The sequence below is a fragment of the Paenibacillus flagellatus genome (genome assembly GCF_003217775.1).
Classification (GTDB): Bacteria; Bacillota; Bacilli; order Paenibacillales; family NBRC-103111; genus Paenibacillus_AB; species Paenibacillus_AB flagellatus.
In genome coordinates, this window is record NZ_QJVJ01000006.1 from 403,778 (window position 1) to 425,958 (window position 22,181).

The 22,181-nt window shown below is 60.0% G+C and carries 13 protein-coding genes; 10 read left to right on the plus strand and 3 right to left on the minus strand.

From position 1 onward, the window contains the following. Positions 1–120: 120 nt before the first annotated feature. The 6 genes from DLM86_RS15935 (at position 121) to DLM86_RS15960 (ending at position 8,253) form a co-directional block, all read left to right on the plus strand. Positions 121–1,665 carry a response regulator gene (locus DLM86_RS15935; protein WP_110841016.1) on the plus strand — a complete coding sequence of 515 codons (1,545 nt, stop codon included), beginning with the start codon at positions 121–123 and terminating at the stop codon, positions 1,663–1,665. 5 nt (positions 1,666–1,670) lie between these two features. Next, entirely contained in the window at positions 1,671–3,401 is a 1,731-nt protein-coding gene (locus tag DLM86_RS15940; RefSeq protein WP_245954618.1) for a cache domain-containing sensor histidine kinase, read from the plus strand. Between the two features lie 408 nt (positions 3,402–3,809). After that, the gene (locus tag DLM86_RS15945) at positions 3,810–4,790 is read left to right on the plus strand and encodes an ABC transporter permease (RefSeq protein WP_110841018.1); all 981 of its coding nucleotides are present in this window, start codon (positions 3,810–3,812) and stop codon (positions 4,788–4,790) included. Then, positions 4,784–5,644, plus strand: a complete 861-nt coding sequence (locus DLM86_RS15950; RefSeq protein WP_110841019.1) for a carbohydrate ABC transporter permease — start codon at positions 4,784–4,786, stop codon at positions 5,642–5,644. The genes DLM86_RS15945 and DLM86_RS15950 overlap by 7 nt, the downstream gene beginning before the upstream one ends. Positions 5,645–5,741: 97 nt before the next feature. Further along, on the plus strand, positions 5,742–7,280 hold the full coding sequence (locus DLM86_RS15955; RefSeq protein WP_110841020.1) for an extracellular solute-binding protein: 1,539 nt from the start codon (positions 5,742–5,744) through the stop codon (positions 7,278–7,280). A gap of 136 nt (positions 7,281–7,416) precedes the next feature. Beyond that, on the plus strand, positions 7,417–8,253 hold the full coding sequence (locus DLM86_RS15960) for a phytanoyl-CoA dioxygenase family protein (RefSeq protein ID WP_110841021.1): 837 nt from the start codon (positions 7,417–7,419) through the stop codon (positions 8,251–8,253). Positions 8,254–8,380: 127 nt separating this feature from the next. Here DLM86_RS15960 and DLM86_RS15965 read toward each other — a convergent pair whose 3' ends face one another. Both DLM86_RS15965 and DLM86_RS15970 read right to left on the minus strand, forming a co-directional pair. After that, positions 8,381–10,396: an exo-alpha-sialidase gene (locus tag DLM86_RS15965; protein ID WP_110841022.1), complete on the minus strand. Its 2,016-nt coding sequence runs from the start codon at positions 10,394–10,396 to the stop codon at positions 8,381–8,383. Between the two features lie 370 nt (positions 10,397–10,766). Then, positions 10,767–10,997 (minus strand): hypothetical protein, encoded by a 231-nt coding sequence (locus DLM86_RS15970; protein ID WP_110841023.1) that lies wholly within the window; start codon positions 10,995–10,997, stop codon positions 10,767–10,769. 340 nt (positions 10,998–11,337) lie between these two features. Between DLM86_RS15970 and DLM86_RS15975 the strand changes: the two genes are divergently transcribed. Beyond that, the gene (locus DLM86_RS15975; RefSeq protein ID WP_110841024.1) at positions 11,338–11,682 is read left to right on the plus strand and encodes a hypothetical protein; all 345 of its coding nucleotides are present in this window, start codon (positions 11,338–11,340) and stop codon (positions 11,680–11,682) included. A 15-nt stretch (positions 11,683–11,697) separates the two neighbouring features. Further along, on the plus strand, positions 11,698–12,045 hold the full coding sequence (locus tag DLM86_RS15980; protein ID WP_158289494.1) for a phosphatase PAP2 family protein: 348 nt from the start codon (positions 11,698–11,700) through the stop codon (positions 12,043–12,045). Positions 12,046–12,169: 124 nt separating this feature from the next. On the opposite strand, the gene DLM86_RS15985 is transcribed toward DLM86_RS15980, so the two are convergent. Continuing rightward, on the minus strand, positions 12,170–13,282 hold the full coding sequence (locus tag DLM86_RS15985) for a response regulator (protein WP_245954620.1): 1,113 nt from the start codon (positions 13,280–13,282) through the stop codon (positions 12,170–12,172). A gap of 219 nt (positions 13,283–13,501) precedes the next feature. Between DLM86_RS15985 and DLM86_RS15990 the strand changes: the two genes are divergently transcribed. Both DLM86_RS15990 and DLM86_RS15995 read left to right on the plus strand, forming a co-directional pair. Then, positions 13,502–13,735: a DUF7662 domain-containing protein gene (locus DLM86_RS15990; RefSeq protein ID WP_110841027.1), complete on the plus strand. Its 234-nt coding sequence runs from the start codon at positions 13,502–13,504 to the stop codon at positions 13,733–13,735. Between the two features lie 107 nt (positions 13,736–13,842). Further along, positions 13,843–22,164, plus strand: a complete 8,322-nt coding sequence (locus DLM86_RS15995) for an S-layer homology domain-containing protein (protein ID WP_110841028.1) — start codon at positions 13,843–13,845, stop codon at positions 22,162–22,164. Positions 22,165–22,181 lie beyond the last annotated feature (17 nt).

Sequence of the window (22,181 nt, forward strand, 5' to 3'; positions counted from 1 at the left end):
TGCTGCATACCGGGTCGCCGCGGTCCGGTGGTAAACTGAAAGGTAACGCACACCCGTGAAGCACGCGCGTAACGTGAAGCGTGCGCCTACCCAACCCTATGACGGAAGGTGACCGATGCCATGACACGCGACAAGCTGACCGTGCTCGTCGTCGACGACGAGCTGCCGCTGCGCCAGGAGCTGCGGCTGTTCCCGTGGGAGTCGCACGGCTTCGAGCTTGCCGGCGAAGCGGAGAACGGCGAGGAGGCGCTCCGGTTCATTCGCGATTTCTCGCCGGATATCGTCGTTACGGATATTACGATGCCGGTGATGGACGGACTCGAGCTGTTCCGCGCGGTCAAGGAAGAGCAGCCGGACATTCCGTTCATCCTGCTCACCTGCCATTCCGAATTCGACTATGCCCGAGAAGCGGTACGGCTCGGCGCCGCCGATTATTTGATCAAGGTCATGATGGAGCCCGCCGATTTGGAGCGGGCGCTGCTCAAGGCGAAGGACGCCATTCTGCGCGGCCGGTCGATCCGCAGCGGCGAGATCGAGGAGCGCCGGTGGGAACGGTCGAGGGCGATGGCGCGGATCGCGTCCGCCCCCGCGGCCGACGGCGCGGACTTGGAGGCGGTTCTCTCCGAATCGTTCGGTCTCTCGCTTCCGGTGACGCTCGCTTCGGTCCACGTGGAAGCGAAGCGCGAAAGCCGGCATCTCGCGAAGCGGGAGGTCGAAGCGATGCTGACGGCGCTGGAGCGGCCGCATTCCCCGTTCTCGTGGCTTCCCGCCGAAGACGGCGTCTATTTGCTCGTGTTCGATCAGGAGGCGAGTCGTCCCGCCTATATTCGGGACGCGTTGGAAACGCTTACGAAAAAAATGGCCGACGAGCTGACCGAGCGGCTTTCGTTTTTGGGCGAGCCGGCCGCGCTGTACGCGATTTTGGGAGAGCCCGTCAAACAGCCGGAGCAATTCCAGGACGTCTATCGCTCGGTCGTCCGCGCCTATCCGCTCCGGTTCTACGATCCCGCCGGCCTCGTCTTCCTCTCGAAATCGTCCCCGTTCCCGGAGAAGCCGGACGAGGCGGCCGTCGCCGACATGGCGGGCAAGCTGCGCCGCGTCAAGGGCAACCGTCCCAAGCTGGCCGAGCTGCTGCGCGTCGAGCTGCCCCGTTGGGCCGTCAAGTACGGCGTCTCCCCCGACGCGCTCAAAGGCCTCGTTACCGAGTGGCGGCACGAGTGGCTCGAGCATGCCGACGATTCGGTCCGGCTGTCCGCCGGCGTGAAGGAAATCGCCGACGCCGGATCCGTCGAGGAGCTCGTCGCCGTCCTCGTGCGCGAGCTCGAGTCGGAATCCGGCCAGCGGCGCAAGACGCGCAAAGAAATCGCCGACGCCAAACGGTATATCGACGAGCATCTGAACCAGCCGCTGACGCTGGCGCGCGTCGCCGAGCACGTGAGCCTCAGCCCCGCTTATTTGAGCCGACTGTTCCGCGACGAGACGGGCGTCTCGTTCCACGACCATATCACGCGAAGCCGGATGGAGCGGGCCGTCCGGCTGCTGCAGACGACCTCGCTGCGGGTGTACGAGGTGGGCATTGCGGTCGGCATTCCGAGCTACCGCTACTTCGCCTCGACGTTCCGCGAATATACCGGGGTCCCTCCGACCGAATACCGAAAAGGATGAAGCCGATGCTGCGATGGTTCCGAAGCTGGAGCATGGCCACGAAGCAGTTTTTGCTTCTGTTCCTCGTGACGTTCGTCTTGTTCGCCGTTCTGGCCGCAAGCAATTACAATCGCGCGGTCGAGCTGTTCCGCAGCCGCATCGTCGACGATGCGGCCACGCTCATGAACCGGACGAACCAATTTCTCGACTCGTATCTCGACAACGGGCAAAACATCCTGATGCTTCTCTCCACCCGAACCGACATGCTCGCCTCGTCGGAGGAGAAGGACATCACCGACTTTTTGCGGACGACCGCGGAGACGAACCTGAACCTCGTCAAGACGCTGTACATCGTGCGCACCGACGGCAAAGTGTTCAGCAGCTCCCAGGTGTTCTACGAAGTGCTCGGCAACCCGGCTCTGCCCAAGCTGGTCGAGCAGGCCCTGCCGAACTACTCCGCGATGGTGAGCCAGCCCTACGTCTCGCCGCAGTCGGGCCGAACCGTCGCCATCGCCCGCCCGATGCTGGACAAGCGCAACGAGCGGGTCGGCGTCGCCGTCGTCGAGCTCGATCTGGACCGGCTGTACCGGAAGCTGGTCGAGTTCTCTCCGCCGGACCAAACGTTCGTCCTGCTGTCCGACAAAGGCCGGCTCGTCCTGCACGACGGCGCATCCGGCCTGCTGCCCGGCCGGGAAAGCGGCTACCGCACCGAGCTGTCCGACGAGCTCGTCGCCTCGTTCAACGACCTGTCCATCGGCACGGACCGGTACGAAGGTCCGGCCGGGCCTCTCGTGACGCTGCGGTCGGGACAAAACCGGCTCGGCTGGTCGCTCATCCTGTTCATGAAGGAGAGCTACTTTTACCAAGGACTCTCCGATTTGAACGACAACTACAAGACGGCGGGAGCGGCCATGTTCGTGGCGCTGCTGCTTGCGGCGTTCGTCATGTCCCGCTTCGCGACGCGGCCGATCCGGATGCTCGCGCTGCGGATGGACCGGGTGAACGACATGGTCGTCGTCCCGTCGATCACCGTTCGGCGCGAAGACGAGATCGGACGGCTCGCGCGAAGCTTTAATGCGATGATGGAGCGCATCCGCGGCCTGCTCGACGAGACGAAGCGGATGGAGACGCGCAAGAAGGAGCTCGAGCTGAAGGTGCTGCAAAGCCAAATCTCGCCGCATTTTCTGTACAATACGCTCGCCTGCATCGGAAGCTTGGCGCGGCAGCAGCGCACCGACGAGGTCGGCGCCACGATCCGCGCGCTCGTCGGCGTGCTCAAGCTCACGTTCGACCGGACGTCGGAATTCGTCCGCGTCGAGGAGGAGCTGGAGGCGCTGCGCCAATACGTGCTGATCCAGAAGACGCGATACGGCGATAAGTTCCGGTTCGAGTGCGACGTCGAGGGGGGAGCGCTCGGCCTCAAGGTGTTGAAGCTGACGCTGCAGCCGATCGTGGAGAACGCGATTTTCCACGGCATCCTCCCCGCCTCCGGCCAAGGCGACATTCGCGTCCGCGGCACCGTCCGCGGCGGCGTGCTCCGGTTCGTCGTCCGCGACAACGGGGTCGGCATGAAGCCGGGTCTCGCCGGACCTCCCGCGCACGCCGCGAAGGAACGGTTCACCGGCATCGGCATGACGAACGTGCACGAGCGGATCCGGCTCCGCTACGGCGAGCCGTACGGCCTCCGCTTCCGGAGCGTGCGGCATGCGGGGACCGTCGTCGTCCTGACGCTGCCGGCCGTGAGTGCGGCGGAGTAGTTTGCTCTATCCCAAATATGGCAGCGGAGATGTGCGGACAGCAAAGCGGCTGACTTGAGAGCAATGCGTTAGCATTGCTTGCTTCGGAAGCATTCGCTTTAAAATCGAGTTCTAACCGCTACTATTAAAAGAAGAACTCGATTAAAAGAAGAACTCGATTTTAACGGAAGGGGAGCGCATTCCGCTGCTCCATGCCTTCCTTCACTTCGTCTCCTCATCGACTTTCCTGACAGCCTCAGCGTGCCCTCCCGGCACGCTTTTTTTGTCGGAATACGGCCTAATTTCGCAAGATCGCTGCATAGTGCGCCCGCTTCCCCGGTTGCTATAATACGAATTGTCAAATTGAAAGCGCAACCAAAGAACGGAAGGCCGTGCAAGGCCGCCCGAAGGAAGGAAGAGGTAAGCCGAATGGAGCAACCGTTTGCCGTCGACGGGCCGCGCCGCCCGATCGACGAGAGATCCGACACGCCCCGAGATAAGGCGCTCCGGCTGCTGAAGCGGCTGTGGCAATGGAAAGCGATGTACCTGATGCTGCTGCCCGGCGTGGCGTATTATATCGTCTTCAAATACGTCCCGATGTACGGGGTCGTCATCGCGTTCAAAAATTTCAGCATCATGGACGGCATATTGCGCAGCGACTGGGCCGATCCGTGGAACAAGCATTTCCTGACGTTTTTCAATTCACCGTACTTTTCCCAACTGCTGACCAACACGATCGTCATCAGCCTGTACAAGCTCGCCTTCGGCATCGCGCCGCCGATTCTCATGGCGCTGCTGCTGAACGAATGCCGCATCCGCTGGTTCAAATCGCTCGTCCAAACGTTGACGTACATGCCGCACTTCCTGTCGTGGGTCATCATCTACGGCATCCTGATCGCCCTCCTCTCGCAGTCGTCGGGGCTGATCAACCATTGGATCAAGGAGGCGGGCGGCGAATCGATCGCGTTTCTGACGTCGACGACCTATTTCCGCTCGATTCTCGTCGGCTCCGAAATATGGCAAAATCTCGGCTGGGGCGCCATCATCTATTTGGCCGCCATGGCCGGCATCGATCCGACGCTGTACGAGGCGGCCCGCGTGGACGGAGCCAGCCGGCTCCGCATGATTTGGCACATTACGCTTCCCGGCATCCGCAGCGTCATCGTCATGCTGCTCATCCTGAACCTGGGCCATATCATGGACGCCGGCTTCGGCCAAATTTACGTGCTGTATAACATCCAGGTATATCCGGTCGCCGATATTATCGATACGTGGGTGTTCCGCACGGGACTGACCCAGCTCAACTTCAGCCTGGCGGCGGCGGTCGGCCTGTTCAAGTCGGCGATCGGCTTCGTGCTCGTGCTCGCCTCGAATCAAATTGCCAAACGATGGGGGGACGGGATATGGTAAGAGGAGCGGAAGATCGCATCATCAACGCCATCGTCGTCATCATCTTGTCCATCTGCGCCATCGCGGCCATATTCCCGCTGCTGTACGTCGTGTCGGTGTCGCTGACGCCGATGGGCGAGGTGCTCCGCAGCGGCGGCTTCCCGATCATTCCGCGGGAAGTGACGTTCGACGCTTACGCCACCCTTTTGTCGGAGTCCGGCATGCTGCGGGCGCTCGGGGTGACCGTCTTCGTCACCGTCGTCGGCACCGCCCTGAACTTGACCGTCACCGTGCTGATGGCGTATCCGCTCAGCCGGAAGGCGCTGCCGGGACGGAGCGCGTTCCTGCTCATGATTTTGTTCACGATGCTGTTCTCCGGCGGACTCGTCCCGACGTATCTCATCGTCAAGTCGGTCGGGCTGCTCAATTCGGTATGGGCGCTCATTCTGCCCACGCTCGTCGGCAGCTTCAACGTGCTGATCGTGAAAAGCTTCCTGGAGCAGCTGCCCGAGGAACTGTTCGAGTCGGCCCGGATCGACGGCGCCAAAGAGCTGCTCGTCATGTCGCGCATCGCGCTTCCGCTGTCGCTGCCGGTCATGGCGACGGTCGGCCTGTTCTATGCGGTCGGCCACTGGAACGACTTTTTCTCGGCGATTATGTACGTCACCGACCGCAGCTTGTTCCCGCTTCAGGTCATCGTACGCGAAATTTTGATGCAAGCGCAGCAGCCGATGGAGAACGTCGAGAACATCACGCCGACCCAGACGCTGCAGATGGCCGCGGTCGTGCTGGCCAGCCTGCCGATCATCGTCGTTTATCCGTTCCTGCAAAAGTATTTTACGAAGGGTATGCTGCTCGGCTCCATCAAAGGTTGAAACCGGCCGTAAGCCGGACGTCGACCTGCAGGGGCGCCCGGCTGATGCCGCTTCAATATAGCTTGACCATTCCGATGCAGAAAGAAGGGGATCCAGCTTGAAAACCGAAAAACGTCTCACCCTCGCCGTCTCGTCCGTCGCCATCGCCGCCGCCGTATTGGCGGGCTGCGGTTCGGATTCGGGCAAAGGGCAAGCCGCCGATCCGGGCGGTGCCAATCCGGCGCCGGGCGCCTCGGAGCCCGCGAAGCCGGTCCGGCTCGAAGTGATGCAAAGCGCGAGCGGCCTGCCGTCGCCGGACAAAGATTTCGTCAAGCAGGCGATCGACAAGGCGCTGAACATCGATCTCGCGATGACCGCGTACGGCAGCGCCGACGACTACCAGAGCCAGTTGAACGTCCGGCTGTCGTCCGGCAATTTGCCCGACTTGTTCGGGGTGAACAAAGTACAGATGCAGCAATACCAGAAGCAGAACCTGCTGCTCGATTTGACGCCGTACATGGATAAAGAGCTGAAGGCGGTCAAAGACTTCATCGGCGCGGATACGGTGAAAAAGGGAACGGTCGACGGCAAAGTGTACGCCATCCCGAAGGCGCCCGGCATTCCGTACAGCACGTATTGGATCCGCAAGGACTGGCTCGAGGCGCTCAAGTTGAAAGCGCCGACAACGCTGGAGGAGCTGATGACCGTCGCCAAGGCGTTTACCGAAAACGACCCGGACGGCAACGGCAAGAAGGATACGATCGGCATTACCGGCGGCAGCCTGAGCACGTTCGCTCCGCTGTACGGGGCGTTCGGAACGGCCAACCCGGGCGAATTTTTCGTGAAGGACGGCAAGGTGATCAACTCGCTGTACGACCCGGCCATGAAGGACGCCCTCGCCTACATCAAGGGACTGATCTCGGCCGGCGTCGTCGACCCGGAAATTATGGCCAACACAGGCTTGCAGCATCAAGAGAAAGCGATCAAGGGGCAGGCCGGCATTATTTTCATCGATTGGGCCAACATTGCGAAGGACCAGTTCGTCGAGCAGATCAAGAAGGTGAATCCGAAGGCGGAATGGGTGCAGTTCTCCTCCCCGAAAGGACCGGGCGGCCAGTACGACAATTCGTACGACATCGGCAACGCCGGCGCCATGTTCGCGATTCCGAAGTCGCTCGAGAAAGATAAGGCGAAGCTGCAAAAAATATTCGACCTCCTCAACTACGTCTCGACGAAGGAAGGCTCCCGCCTCGTTCAATTCGGTCTGGAGGGCAAGCATTACAACGTGCAGGGCGACAAGCTCGTCGCCACCGAGCTGATGGGCAAGGAAGCGGGCTACACGTGGCTGTACCAGTTTACGGGCCGCCCCGAGAAGGAATATTTGAAGGTGAAGTTCGCGGGTCAGGCCGACGTCATCGAATTCGCCAGCAGCCGTCCGCGCCTGCAGGTGCTGAACGGGTTCATCAACTTGCCGGACGGCTACACCCCGACCGACGCGAACCGGTACCTGGAGGAAGAGTTCGTCAAGTTCGTCTACAACAAGCGTCCGTTGACCGAATACGACGCGTTCCTGAAGACGATGGAGACGACGATGAACTACAAGCTGTACGTCGATTCGGCCGTGAAGCAGCTCAATGCGCTCGGCTACGGAAAATAAGGCTTGAAATCTTCGTTTACCCGTGTAAAATAGAAAGTGAAGCGACGATCGATCGGATCGGAGGGACTCGGCTTCCCGGCCCTCCTTTCTTTTCGAACCAAAATCTACACGAGTAAATTTCTAAGGAGGAGCAAACATGAACGACATGAAGCTGGACATTCCGGCACTGACCCGGCAATTCGAGGAAGAAGGATATTTGCTGCTGCGCGGAGCGCTCTCCGATGCGAAGGTGGCCGAGCTGAACGCCGCCATCGACCGCATCATCGCCGAGGAGCCCGAGTCGCTCGCGTATAACGTATACAACAGCGTGGAGCGCGATCCGTCCATTCTGTCGCTGATCGACCATCCGTCGCTGCTGCCGCTGATCGTCAACCTGATGGGCTACAACATCCAGCTGCACATCTCTCACCTCACCGTCCGGAAGCCGAACCCGAACGACGTGAAAACCGCGACGAACAGCTTCATCAACTGGCATCAGGACGGACCTCATCCGCAATTCCCGAAGGTCGGCGGACTGACGGCCCAATATTACGTGAAAATTTGCTACATCCTGAGCGACATGTCCGAGCCGGACCGCGGCAATACGAAAATCATTCCGGGCAGCCACCGGATGCCCGATTTCCATCCGGTCCAGACGGACGTGAACGTGCCGCTCGAAGGCGAAATCCAAGTGTGCGGCAAGCCGGGCGACGTGTTCATCTTCCCGCAAAACCTGTGGCACGCGGGCTCGCACAACCGTTCCGAGTTTACGCGCCGCCAGCTGTTCATCGGCTACAGCCCGATCTGGATCCGGCCGATCGATTACCATCGCGCTTCGCCCGCCCTGCTCGAAGCGGCCGACCCGATCCGGCGCCAGCTGCTCGGCGACATCAGCCCGAACTTCTTCAAATATTACGTACCGGAAGAGTCGATGGTCCCGCTGAAAAAGTTTTGGCTTGGCGGAGCCGCCGCCCAAACCGCATACGCGCACTAAGCTTAGCCGAACGCCGATGAAGAAAGCCGCCTGCCCGCGATGGGCAAGGCGGCTTTCGTAGTAAGCGGTGATCGCCGCCCTAGCGGGAATCCCGCTCAACGAGCCTCCCCTTGCAAGGAATTTCGGGTCAAGGCGACACTTCGTACAGCTCCAGCTCGTTCAAGAGCGGCCATCCTTCGGCGTCGGCAATGTCCACCTTGACGGACAAGGCCGTTACGGGCGCCGGGAAACGAATGAGGTCGACCGCCCCTTCCGGATGGACGGTATCGGTATAGGTCGCCACCGGCGTCCATGTCACGCCGTCCGACGAGACGGACACGACGGCGTCCTCCGCGTAGCCCGGCTTCAAGTTGACGCCGATCGCGGCCAACTGCCGGGTGGCTCCGAACGAAACCGTATAATGGGCGGCGGGCGGCGCGGCCGAGTTGCGCGTGGCGGAATACCAATAGGTCAAATTGCCGTCGATCGCCCCCGTCGCTCCGAGTCCCGGCCGGGACGATGCGGTGTAGGTCATGTCCGTATCGATCGCCAGCTGGTTCGCGTTGTACAGCGAGAGCAGATCGAGCTTGACGCCCGGAGGCGGCAGCGTTCCGTACAAGGCGAGCTCCGTCAAGCCGGCCCATTGGCTCGACGAGGTGATCTCGACCCGAACGTGCTTCGCCGTGATCGGCGCCGCCGGCTCGATCATGTCGAGCTCCCCGCTGTTCTGGACGACGTTCGTGTACGTGCGCAGCGTCGTCCACGACGTGCCGTCATTCGAAACCGACACGGTTCCGCTCATCGTGTAGTCGGGCCTCATGTTGACGCCGATCGCCCGCAGCGTCACCGGATCGTCGAAATTCAGCTGGTAGTGCGCCGCGGGCGGCGCCTTCGAGCCGCGGAACGAGCTGTTCCAATACGAGAAGCTGCCGTCGATCGCGCCCGTAATGCCCGTCTCCGGATGGCTGGACGTCGTCCATGTCAGGTCGGTGTCGATCTGCACGGCTCCGTCCTCGTAAAGGGAGAGCAGGTCGAGCCGATCGTGCGGGTCTTCCTTCGACAGCTCCGCCGCGGTCGCGTAAGTTCCTCCGATGAAGCCGCGGGACGCGTCGTAGTAGACGATGAATATCGTGCCGTCCGCGAGCTCGACCGCGCTCGGGTAGCTCATGTCGCCGACGCCCGAATTTTTGTAAATCGCGACGGTTTGCCAATCCGCCCAGTCGTCGCCGACCGGAATCGCCTTGCCGACGACCGGCCGGCCGCCCGCGAAGGCGAAGCTGCGGTCCCCCCACGTGTGCAGGAGCAGACCGTTGCTCAAAAGCAGCAAATCGGAGCAGTGCGCCTTCATCGACGTGCGGGCCGCTTGCGTCCAAGTGAGGCCGTTGTCGTACGAATGGCTCTCCCAAGCGTAATAGTTGTCGTATTCCCTCAGCGTGCGGTGGAGGCTGTACAGATGGCCGCCGCCCAAATCGACGATCACCGGCTCGACGAAGCCGATGTTTTGCGCCGGAATCGGCTCGGCCAGCGTAACCTCCGTCGAGGCGCCCCAGGTCAACCCGCCGTCCGTGCTGCGAACGGCGGTGGAACGCGGCATTTCCGACGTGCTCGCGACGGAGCCGTAGATCGGCAGCAGCAAATCGCCGTTGCTCAGCTCCACCGCCTTCGACGTGACAGCCGAAGTCGCGGCCAAGCTCGTGCCGACCGTGACCGGAGCGCTCCAAGTCGCGCCGCCGTCCGTGCTCCGCGCCGTCCGGACTTGCCGTTTCGCCGTCGTATTGTTGTAAGTGAACCACGACACGAGCAGCGTGCCGTCGCTCATCTGCATAATCGACGGGTCGCGGTCGTCCTCCGGCGTGTCGATCATCGTGACCGGAGCCGACCACGTTTGTCCGTCGTCGGTGCTCACCGTTTTCATAATTTTGCCGTCGGTACCTTCGTGGGCGCTCGCGCCGTAATAGACGACGAACAGCGTCCCGTCGGACAGACGTTCCATCGAGGGGAAGTACGTGTTGGACGTGCCGGGGGTACCGGAAGCGACGATAACGTCGGGCTCCGTCGTACTCGAGATCGCCGAGGCCGGTCGCGGTCCGGCGACGAGCGCGCCGACGACCGTCGCGAGGCACAACATTCCGGCGGCGAATGAGACAGCTGCTTGCTTGATCATACTACCACACCTCCGTTTTGGGATAAGACGCCTTAATGAAGCGCTTACAAAGATGCCGTTCAAAAATGAACCGTCACCTCCTTCGCGTATCGGGACGTTCGGAGATTGGAGCGATCATGGCCAAGAAGCTATTCGCGACCGTCCGGAGATTATTTTGATACGTCGTATCATAATAAGATACAATATACCGCAATTTGATTATAACCTCCCTCTTATGGCGTGTAAATGCCCTAAACGATAAAAAACGCAAAGCTCCCTCCGACCGGCCGTCTGCCGATCGTACGACCTTCTTTATGGGCGGAAAGGAAATCGGCCGTACAAAAAAAAGGAAACCGTCGCCCGGCTTCCCCTTCGTCGCTATACGATTCGGTCAACCCCTCACCCGCTTCGCGGAAAGGCAAGATTTGCATTTCGCCTTTTTGCCGCCGACCCCTTTTTCTTCGTTGCGGTATTCGCCCAGAGGCTTCAGCTCGCCGCACTGCACGCACACTTTCGCATCGGCCGGCACCCCGTTCACCAATACTTTCTTCAGCCTCGCCTTCGACGGCCTCAGTTGAAGGTTCCCTTCGAGAAACTGCTTGAACGCGTACCGTTTATCCATTCCGGCTCCCCCTTGATGTTGAACGATCGGCCGAACCGACTTGACCGAACGGCATATTCCGTTATTCCGCCAACGTGTCGTTCTATGATATCAATTCATTATTCGACAAAAATCTACATAATCCTCTCCGATCGTCCCATTCCCGGGAAACGCCTTGCAGGATCTCGGCAGCGTCGGGAAGAAGCTGACCGGCCGCTCGCCGGGTCCGGCTCCGCCCCTCGACTCCGGTCTTGGAGCGGCTCCACCCCGGGTACGTTTTGGCGTCGTCCGGTATCGGTTATGCTGAGTGCAACGGCACGAATACGACCGGTAAACCGATAAGAAACGGAGTGGTACCTGTATGATCCGATGGAACGTCTTCCGGGCTCATCTGTTCTCGTTGAGCCTGCTGCTGTCGATCCCGCTTTTGAGCTTGATCTACGTGTATTTGAACCGGCTCGACCGGCCCGCCTACAGCCTCGTCACCGACCTCGATCGGCATACGCCTTTCGTGAAGCTGTTCGTCCTCCCTTACTTGGGATGGTTCGCGTTCATTTTCGCCGCATTCGTCTACTTGGCTTTCAAAAACCGTCCGTTATATATCAAAACGCTCGTTCTGTTCAATATCGGGCTGCTCGTCTGCTACGGCGTGTACGCCGTCTATCAAACGGCCGTCCCCCGCCCGGCGCTGGACGGGAGCGACTGACTGGAGCGGCTCGTCTTGTCGGTGTACGGCTCGGACAATCCGGTGAACTGTTTCCCGAGCACGCACGTGCTGACGTCCTACTTCATCATGAGAGCGTTCAACTCCGATCGCGGCATACGCCGGCCGTTGAAAATCGCCGTCTCGACGATGGCGATCCTCATTATCGCCTCGACCGTTCTGCTCAAGCAGCATGTCATCCTCGACGCCGTCGGCGCGATTCTCGTGGTCGAAGCGCTGCACCGGATCGCGGATCGCGTCACGGCGGCGGTGCGCGGTAAAGCCGGGGTACGGCAATCGCGGCGCCGGCTGCCGGTCGGAAGCGTGCAAGCGTACAAACGCGCGAAGGCACCGATCGCCGAGTAACGGGCGTTCGTACGGGGACGTCCCGCTTTCCCGGACTTCGCGCTCCATTTCGGATTCGGCGCAAACGAAAAAGCGGCCCTTTTCTCCCCGATGAGAAAAGGGCCTTCCGTATGGGAACCGCGTCTCAAGACGTTTTCCATTCCTTATACCAGCTCTGGATCGACGCCGGCACGTCGGTGCCGAATTCCGAGCGCACCATCCGCTCCAGATCGGCGTACTGCTTCTCGACCGCCGCCCAATCCCCTTGCTTCGCGTGAAGCTTCAGCAGGGCGAAATGCACTTCCTCCGAGTAGGGGAACATGCGCAGCGCCCGGAAGTAGAGGGCGAACAGCTCCTTATCCTTGTCGGTCCGATCCAGCCATTCGGCCACCGCCATCGCGTGCCGAAGCCATATCGTCTTCAGCCGCTGCCGCTCTCCCTCCGCCCACAAGTAATCGTAATCCGCCAAGTAGTCGCCGCGGTACATGTCCAGAAGCGCCAAATGGTGCTCCAGATTGTCCGGGCCGATATCGTTCGCCTCCATCACGCTCCGCTCCCATTCCTCGATGTCGAGGCGAACGTCGTTCAGCTCGAGCCGGTACCCCTTCTCGTGGTTGACGATCCGCAAGCCGATGCCGAGCGCGTCGACCGTTTTGCGGATTTGGTAAATGGCGGTGTACAGCTGGGCGTACCCTTTCTTCATGTCGACGTCCGGCCACAGCAGGTCGAGCAGCACGTCCTTGCGCACCGGCTGGTCGCGGTAATGAATGAGAAAGGCGAACAGCTCCTGCGCCTTCGTCGTTCGCCACGGAATCGTCTCCGGCTTGTCGACGTCGACCTCCAGCAGCTGAAAGCAGCGGATCATCGCCGGCCGATGGTGCGGGACGGCAGGCTTATGCTCCCGGCTGCTCCTCAGCCTCGCGATCGTACACGCCAGCCTCTTCTCCTCTACCGGCTTCAAAATATAGTCGACGGCATTCAGCTCGAACGCCTTGATCGCATATTCCTCATAGGCGGTGACGAACACGACGTCCGTCGCGGGCAGTCTCTCGGACAGCCGCTCCGCCGCTTCGATTCCGCTTATGCCGGGCATGTCGATGTCGAAGAATATGACGTCCGGCGGGTCGGTGCAGGCCGCCTCCAGCGCTTCCTCGGCATCGTAATATTTTCCGATTATGTCGACGTCTCCGATATCGCGAAGCAGCTTCTCCAAGTAACGGAGCGCCAAATCCTCATCGTCCGTCAAGATCGCTCTCATCAATCGATGTTCACCTCGTTATTAGCGGCGGCCGGAATTCCGCCGCTGTGCCTTGTTGCCTTGTCCTTGAACGCCCTATCTCTAATATCGTCGCAAACGGGCCGGATTTGAATAGGCAATGGGAATAGTCCTTTCGCCTCAATTTTCGCATACTTCGTCATTTTTTTCAGAATCTGTACAGATTCGGTTCTTATAGTAATTCGGAAAGGAGTTGATTGCATGCAGTATAAGCTGTTGGAAAAATATTTGGCCCATAAAGCGGAAGTGCGCCTCACCTTCCTCGAAATCGAAAACATTCTCGGGTTCAAGCTTCCGGCATCGGCCTATAAGCACCGGTCATGGTGGGGCAACCACGAATCGAGCACCCAGGCGCTAGCCTGGCTGAACGCCGGCTGGGAAGTCGCCAAGGTCGAGCTGGGCAAAAGCGTAACGTTCGTCCGATCGGGGGAGTGACTTGTTCATTTTTTGTATAGATTTCCGTGCTTAAATGTTTGACGTACCGGAGACCTAGTCCACCGGGACGGGTTCCGGCAGCATCTAGGAGGAGGAACCTAATCCGCATGACTAGGAGAAGCATTGCAGCCGCAATGTCGTTCCTGCTGCTGTTCTCGCTCGTGACGAATTTGTTCGCGACGACGGCGGAAGCGGGAACGGAGCACAAGTTTGCCGGGAAGATGTCGGTTTCGGTCGAATCTCCGGGCGAAATCGTCTTGGGTAAGGAGGTGACATTAAACGTCACGGTGAAAAACTGCTCCGTCGATGCTACTTGCGCAAGCGAGAGCAGCGGTGGAAGCAATACGGACAATCCGGCCGTCCATACCGACTGGGCTTACAACGTCGGGCTTCAGCTCGAGCTGCCGGACGGCTTGAAGCTGAGCGACAGCCAGTCCCTTGCGCCGTTCTCGAAGGAAATCACTTCCGAAGGGAAAGAGCTTTTGAAGTGGAGAGATTTGCGAGATCTCGCTCCGTACGAATCGTTTACTTTTCCGGTCCAAGTAAAATCGACGGAAACGTTGGAACGGACGGCAAAAACGGACGTCGCCTTCGGAACCGCTCTGTCTCTCGGTGTCGACGTGTTCGCCAGCTACGACCCTCGCCAATTGTTCGAAGGGCCCGCGCCGAATACGAACGTGAGCGGGAGCTTGGCGCTTACCGTCGTGCCTTTCACGATTACGGTCGAGGATGCGGGCGGACAAGTCAAAGGAGCCGGCGACGACAAATGGGGCGCGTTCAACAACGTCCTTCATATGGACGTCAACACGCGGGACGCCGTCACGTTCACCAGCTTGCAGGCCGTGTTCGACGGAAGCTTGAGGGTGTACGGCAGCGACATCGCCGTTGACGGTACGATCACTGGCCTGGCAGACGCCTCGGTCACCGGCAGCACGGCAGGCTGGAGCGGCAAGACGGTTGCCGCAGGCGCCAAAGGAACGGTAACGATCCCGACCGCATTTTACAATACGGTCAATAACCAAGCCGGCGGCACCATCCTCGTTGACGGTACGACGGTGACCAACCGCGTGGCGTTCAGCGCTACGGCCCGAGGCCAGACTTTTACGGATGGCGGCCACGAGAGGTACCGGTTCACCGCGACGGCGAAAGACATTGTCGTCGACAAGCTCGTTAACGGCAAGGAAGAAGACGAATCGGACGTCGGCGAAACGTTGAACTATACGATTCGTCTGAAGACGAACGCCTACTACAACGTACAGAACGTCGTCGTGGTCGATACCGTCGGCGACGGGCAGCAGGTAACGGCGGCCGACCGCCTCTCTGCCCCGTTCAACCGGGAAAGCGACGGGACGACCAAGCTGACTTGGAGCCTGAACGCGTCCGAGACGGTCGCTCTAAAGACCGTGACCTTGAGCTATACCACGGTTATCGACGCTGACTGGGACAAGCTTTACCCGGGCTTGACCTATTCGGGCGACAGCATCGATAACCGCGTGGACGTCAAAGACGCATTTACGGGCCCTAGCGGCGTCATCATGGAGCTGCATGACAGCACCACCGTCAAAATTACGGCTCCGACGATCATCGAGGAGATCGTGGCGATCAATGACGTTCCCCTGGGTACGCCGAAGAAGAAGGCGAACGTGTCCGTCGGCGACAAAGTCACCATCGAGCTGACTTACAATGCGGAAGGCATAACGGCCAAGCAGCACGGCGTGGAAGTGTACGACTTCCTGCCGCTGGGCACCGAGCTGGTCGACAAAACGGATTTTGCGGGATCCACCGCTCAACCGTACGATTCCGCCAACAAAATGATCGTATGGAGCATGCCGGACTCCATAACCGGGCTGTTGACGGCGCGAGTAAACGTGATCGTAGCCGACGATCCGCTCATCGTGGCCGACAAGTCGTCGGAAAATTTGGTAGTGCTGTCGTATCGCAACTCGCCGGAACGGATCGAGAGCAAGCGCGACAGCGTCGAGTTGACCTACGTGGAGCCTGCTATCACGCTTAACCGCTTCATCGGCAGTACGAACGTCGATTCGACCCATGTGCAGGTCGTCGGAGAGCAGCAGGTCGAGGTGACGCTCCGTCTGACCAACACCGGGAAAGGCGACGCCCACAATGTCGTCTTTACGGAAACGCTGCCGAATGATCTGTACGATATTACACCGGTCTCGGGCAATTATACGACGGACTCGTCGACTCCCGGCATTCTGGTCTTTACGCTAACGAACCCGCTGGCCGGGAGCAATCAGACGATCGAGCTGAAGTATAAGGCCAAAATCAAGGGACCGATCGGGGCGCGCAAAGACATTAAACAGGAGTCCTCCCGGACGTACAAAAGCAGTGCCTCCGGAACCTCGCGCGGCTATACCGGAACCGAAGCGTCGCACGTCACGATGATTGCGGGCAGTCCGACCATCGCGAAAACGTTGTACGATTCGGCGAACGATCCGGGCGCCCTGCGGGTGGGCGATTGGGTCGTGTACGAAGTCAAGGTTGCCGTCAACTCCAACTTGACGACGGAAGACGCGACGATCATCGATACGATTCATAGCAACCAGTCGATCGCGGACGCGGACTTGAAGGTTTTCGCTTCCTTCGACAAAACGACCAATAGTGAAGGAACCCCGGTTCTCTTTACGAAAAACAGCCGAAAAGTCACCATCAACGCAACGGATCTGACCCCGACCGTCGATGGGAGCAATCGGGTGTATACGGTTTATGTCAAAACGAAAATCGAGGCCATCGGCTCGGGCAATTCGGAGAATCAAGGCACCGACGCATTTTTTGAATGGGCCAATCCGAATCCCGATCCGACTCCCGTGCGCTATTCCATTAGCAGCAAACCTGTCGTTACGGTCCAAAAACCGAACCTGACGACCGTTTTATCGCCAAGCACGATCGACATGGAAAAAGAAGTGCCGCGGGAGTTTACGTTTACGATTACCAACAGCGGAAGCAACACGGCTTACTCCTTTACTCCGTTCGTAACGCTTCCGGCAGGCTTCGAGTTTGTCGATCCGCCGGGCACGGTGCAACCGGACCCGGTTAACGGGGATAAAATGACCTTTAACCCAGTGAATCTGGACGCAGGTTCCAGCCTTCCGGCCTATAAGTTCAAGGCGCAGCTCGTGGAAGTAAAGGGCTCGGGCTCGACGTACCAGATCAAAGGCTCCACCGGCAGCTATTACGCGACGCCGGAAGCGTACACCAACGATCCGGACAAAACGAGCGAAGCGCCGACCAACGTGAAGTTCGCCCCATCGACTTCGACGGGCAACATCAACATTCCGGGCGTCTCGCTGACGAACGAAATCGTCGCGACGAGCAACGGAAGCAGCCTGACGGAAATTCGCCCCGGCGATACGGTCGATTACAAGCTGACCGTCAAAGTGCCGCCGGGTACGAAGGCGTACAACGTATCGGTTGAAGATACGTTTGATGCTCTGGCGAAATTCGAAGTGGTCGCGCAGCCGGCAGGCAGCACGATATCCGGAGGGAAGCTTACGATTCCCGTTCCCGGCGAAGGATCCGACAACGTCATCGACGCGACGGGCGGGGAACAGGTTCGGGAATACACGGTCAAGCTTCGCGCCAAAGCGGACGGCGATGCGGTCGGTCAAGGCTCGTTTACGGCTCGTACCGCCAACTTCGGCACATCGGCCATAGCGAAATGGCTCGTAACGGCGGGCGGAGCGTCCAAGGCGACGCCGGCCGAGACGACAACGATCGCGGTCGTTCAACCGGAGCTCGCCATCACGGCTCAATCGGTTGTAAGCGGCCCGGAATTTTCCGACGCCGATCCGAACATTACCGCCACGTACCGCCTGACGAATAACGGACAAGGATCGGCCTATAACACGGTCGTTGAAGTCCCGATTCCGGCCGGACTGACTGTCGTCGGAACTCCAAGCGATAACGGTACGTTCGCCGACGGCAAAGTGACCTGGAACTTGAGCGACGCCATCGCGAAGGGCGGAACGAAAGATTTGTCGTTCGCGTTGAAGACGACCGCCGCCGCAGGCGCGGGGGCAACCGGCTTCGACGTCATAGCGACGCTGAAGGAATACACGTCCACCTCCGATGTAACCCTGGTCGGAACGACAGCCAAGAAATACGCTCCGAACTTGCCGGCCAAACATACGCTGGGGATCGCCGACATGACGGTGACAGCGACGGTGGCGGGCAGCTCGAATAACAACAGCACGAGCACGGTTCGCCCGGGCGACACGATCACGTACAAACTCGATCTGAACGTACCGGCGGAAAGCACGGCGTACGGCGCGGTATTGGCCGCCGATGCGAACCTCTTTACCGAGCAGGAGATCGTCAGTGTGAAGCGAGGGACTACGGAGCTGCCGCGCGTAGGAAACGGTTATCCGCTCGGCGACATTCTAGGGAAACCCGGGCAAACGGTCGACGATACGATTACGGTCGAAACGCGCGTCAAGACGGATGCCGTTCATACGGACAATCCTTACAAGACCGGTTTCGATACGAAAATCAGCTACTACCCGTCCGCCACGCCTTCGGGGACACCATCAACGGCCGTGTCCAGCAAAATCGCTCTGGACGTCGTATGGCCCGATCTGTCCGTTCTCATCAACGCGGACAAATCGCAAGTCACGGCACCGGGTGAACGGATTGCCTTTACCGTTACGGTCGCCAACAACGGAAAAAGCGCCGCTTACAATCCGTACATGGACGTCTCGCTATGGTCCGTTACGAATTCGGTTTACTTGGACCAAGCCGTCTATTGGACGAATGACGGCTCCAGCTCCAACGGCTCCGACTCGGTCATTTACGATGCGGATCGCGAAAAGGTCCAGTGGACGATGATTGAGCCGATCAACCCCGGCGATTCGCGCACCTTGACGCTGTACGCCGTCGCCCGCGACACGACGACGGTAACCGCAAGCGTGTACGCCACGGGCAAATTGACGCAGTACTTCTCTCTGCCTAGCGGCGGACAGCAATACGGGCCGCTGCAAACCGGCCAACCGGGCGTCGTCGTCCGCGGCAGCCATATGCTGGACGGTTCCGGCACGCTGGAAGTGACGGCGGGACAAACGGCCGCGTTCGATCACACGCTCACGAATACCGGCGCGGGGCATGACCGGTTCAAGCTGGAGCTGCAAAGCCCGTTCCCGACCGAGCTGTTCGTGAACGGACAGCGGGTGGCGCTCTGGACCGAAACCGGCAGCGGCTGGCAGTGGACCGAGATCGATCCCGCCTATAACGAGGGCGGTCAGGTCGTCGTTCCGCTGAACGCGGGGGCTTCCTTGCCGCTGCGATTGGTCGCACACGTGCCGGAAGACACGCCGTACGACAATTCGGCTTATCGCCTCCTTACCTTGTCCGCCGTCGCGTCCTTGACCGGCGAACGGCACAGCGCGCAGGACAAGCTCAAGATCGTCGGCCCGATCGGCCTCGACGGCTGGAGCGGCGAGCAAGCGCGCGAAGCGTGGCAGCTGCCCGTATACGGCTATCTCGACTCCTTGATCGCGAATGCGGTCAGCGCGGTCCATATCGCCAAAGTAACGGCGCAGTACACGCACGGAACGACTACCGAGCAATTCGACTTGAAGCTGGCCAACCCGGACACTTACGTTCAGGACGGCCATAAGAAATGGATCGCGGACAGCCGCTTGCCGGATGCGATTCCGACCGGCACGTACAACTTGGCGTTTTACGCTTACGACGCCGGCGGTCACCAAGTCGAAGCCGACGAAGTGACAGGCGTTCCCGGATCGGTCGGCGAGAACAATCCGGTCCGCATTCAAAGCAAGGTGAACGTGCAAGGACACATTACCGATTCCGTCAGCGCTAGCCCGATTCCAGGCGCCACCGTCAAGCTGGTCGACGCGGCGACGGGAGCGGTACGCGAGACTACCGCGGATGCGAACGGCTTCTACTCGTTCGCGGACGTACCGGTGAAACCGTACGAGCTTATCGTGTCCAAGGAAGAATACGCGGAAAGCAAAACCCAGTTCTACGCATTACCGCAGCACCCGTCGACCGATACGGTAACCGTCGACGCGAAGCTGTCCCCGTTCAAGATCGTCTTGTCGGCGAACCCGACGACGATTCTCGGCGACGGCCAATCGGAAACCGAATTGACGGCAACGATTACCGACTCGGACGGCAAACCGGTCCCGGGCGTCACGGTGACGTTCTCGTCCCCGACCGGCAAAGGCTTCTTCCCGAATGGGACGACGGCCACCACGGACGTTAACGGACAAGCGAAAGTACCGTTCCGTTCCGATACGGTTACGGGCACGTCTTCCGTTCGGATTCCGGTGAAGACGGACGTGAACGACCCTTCGCGCGGGCTGTACGCGACGGCGAACATCGTCATTACGTTCGATCCCGGCGCCGTAACCGGCTTCGTCACGGAGATCGACAAGGAAGGCAAACACGTTCCCGTACCGGGCGCTACCGTCGTCGTCAGCAAAGACTTCGGCAACGGCGTCACGTTCTCGGGCACGGCCGTCACGGACTCGAACGGCGCCTATACGATCGCGGTACCTCGCGGCGACACCGTCTATGACGTTCTCGTCACGAAGCCGGTCGTCATCGGCGGGGAAACGAAGCTCATCTCGTTCCCGCAAACGGCCGCCGTCGGCGTCATTACGGACAACGGCTTCCAGAAGTATCCTTCGGTGAAAGCGGCGAGCGGCTTGATGCTGGCGGAAATGCCGGACAAGCGGACCGCGCAGCTGCCGGCGGAGCTGTACGGCAAAATGAAAGGCTACCTGCTCGACGAGCAAGGCAACAAGATCATGCAAGCCGGCATTCCGGTCACCTTCGACATCGACGATACGAACGGCTCGTTCAACATCCAATACTTGAACGCCGGCACGTACCGATTCGCGATCGCGATGGAAGTCGAGCCGGGCCAAGAAATCATCGTCAATCTAAGCCGGAAAGGCACGTATCCGAAGCTGGAAGTGAAAGCGAACGGGGAAATGAACATTGCGGCCGACCTGATCGACCCGTACGGAACCGTCACGGACAGAGACACCGGTCGGGTTATTCCGGACGCTCACGTCGAGCTGCTGTATGCGGATACGGAAAGAAACCGCAACAACCTTAGAACGGCGGGAGCGCTTGTCGGTCTTCCCGAGCTCGTCGGCTTCGCCCCGCGGAACAATCACAATCCGCAGGATACGGATGCGTTCGGTTTCTACGCTTACATGGTTTATCCCTTTGCGGATTATATCGTAAGGGTGAACAAACCCGGCTACTACACGTACAACAGTCCGATCATTTCGGTCGAAGAAGCGATCGTGCGCCACGACCTGCAGCTGACTCCGATTCCGGAGGAAAGCAGCGATCCCGGCCCGATCCAGGGTCCGATCGGCGGCGGTACGCCAACGCCGAACCCGAACCCGGGCACGACGTCCGGCCAAGTCGATTTGGCCGTCAGCCTGTCGAGCGACAAGGCGGCTTACCCGGAAGGCGGCACCATCGTCTTCACGATCGAGTACCTGAATAAGACGAAATCGGAAGCGAAAGACGTCACGATCGAAGCCGTCATCCCTTCCTTCGCGGAAATTATCGATGCCGCGAACGGTACGGTGAAGGGCGACAAGATCGCGTGGAGCTTGGGCAACCTGCTTCCCGACGCTTCGGGCCGCATTACGTTCAAAGCCCGCGTGAAGCCGAACTCGCTTGCGCAAGCGGAGACGGTCGTGCAAGGCGAAGCGCGCATCAAGAGCGCGGGCCAGGTCGTCAACGTGCAGGACGACGAATCGAAGCTCCGGATGCTGCTGTTCTCGGACCGCTTCGGCGAGCAAATGCACAAGCGCTATATCGCCGGCTATCCGGACGGCACGTTCAAGCCCAACCGCTCGATCACCCGCGCGGAAGTGGCGGCGATATTCGCCCGCATCAAAGATTTGAAGCATACGGTTCAAGGCACTTCCTTCTACTCCGACGTAACGGCCGGCTTCTGGGCCGCCGAGTACATCGAAGCGGCGACGAGAGCGGGACTGTTCGGCGGCTATGAGGACGGCACGTTCAAGCCGGACCAGGCGATTACGAGAGCCGAGCTGGCGACGGTCATCTTCCGCTTCCTGGACATGCAGGACCGCGCGCCGATTCGGGTCCAAATGGGAGACGTGGACAGCCACTGGGCGAAAAACCAGATCGAAGAGCTGCTGCGCAACCGGATCGTCGACGGCTACCCGGACGGCACGTTCAAGCCGGACGCCTCGATCATCCGCACCGAAGCGGTGACGATGATCAACCGTCTGCTGAACCGCGGCCCGCTTACCGGCGGGAAAGCGACATGGCCGGACGTGTCCGAATCGCATTGGGCGTTCGGTCAAGTCGAGGAAAGCTCCGTCACGCACGAATACGAGCGTAATCCCGACGGTTCGGAAAAGCTGACGACCGTCATCGACGAGCCGCTCTGGTAACGTTCGAACCAAACCGA

Coding starts and splice junctions, on each gene's coding strand:
- DLM86_RS15935 (WP_110841016.1), top strand. CDS start 121: ATGACACGCGACAAGCTGACCGTGCTCGTCGTCGACGACGAGCTGCCG.
- DLM86_RS15940 (WP_245954618.1), top strand. CDS start 1,671: ATGCTGCGATGGTTCCGAAGCTGGAGCATGGCCACGAAGCAGTTTTTG.
- DLM86_RS15945 (WP_110841018.1), top strand. CDS start 3,810: ATGGAGCAACCGTTTGCCGTCGACGGGCCGCGCCGCCCGATCGACGAG.
- DLM86_RS15950 (WP_110841019.1), top strand. CDS start 4,784: ATGGTAAGAGGAGCGGAAGATCGCATCATCAACGCCATCGTCGTCATC.
- DLM86_RS15960 (WP_110841021.1), top strand. CDS start 7,417: ATGAACGACATGAAGCTGGACATTCCGGCACTGACCCGGCAATTCGAG.
- DLM86_RS15965 (WP_110841022.1), bottom strand. CDS start 10,396: ATGATCAAGCAAGCAGCTGTCTCATTCGCCGCCGGAATGTTGTGCCTC.
- DLM86_RS15970 (WP_110841023.1), bottom strand. CDS start 10,997: ATGGATAAACGGTACGCGTTCAAGCAGTTTCTCGAAGGGAACCTTCAA.
- DLM86_RS15975 (WP_110841024.1), top strand. CDS start 11,338: ATGATCCGATGGAACGTCTTCCGGGCTCATCTGTTCTCGTTGAGCCTG.
- DLM86_RS15985 (WP_245954620.1), bottom strand. CDS start 13,282: ATGAGAGCGATCTTGACGGACGATGAGGATTTGGCGCTCCGTTACTTG.
- DLM86_RS15990 (WP_110841027.1), top strand. CDS start 13,502: ATGCAGTATAAGCTGTTGGAAAAATATTTGGCCCATAAAGCGGAAGTG.
- DLM86_RS15995 (WP_110841028.1), top strand. CDS start 13,843: ATGACTAGGAGAAGCATTGCAGCCGCAATGTCGTTCCTGCTGCTGTTC.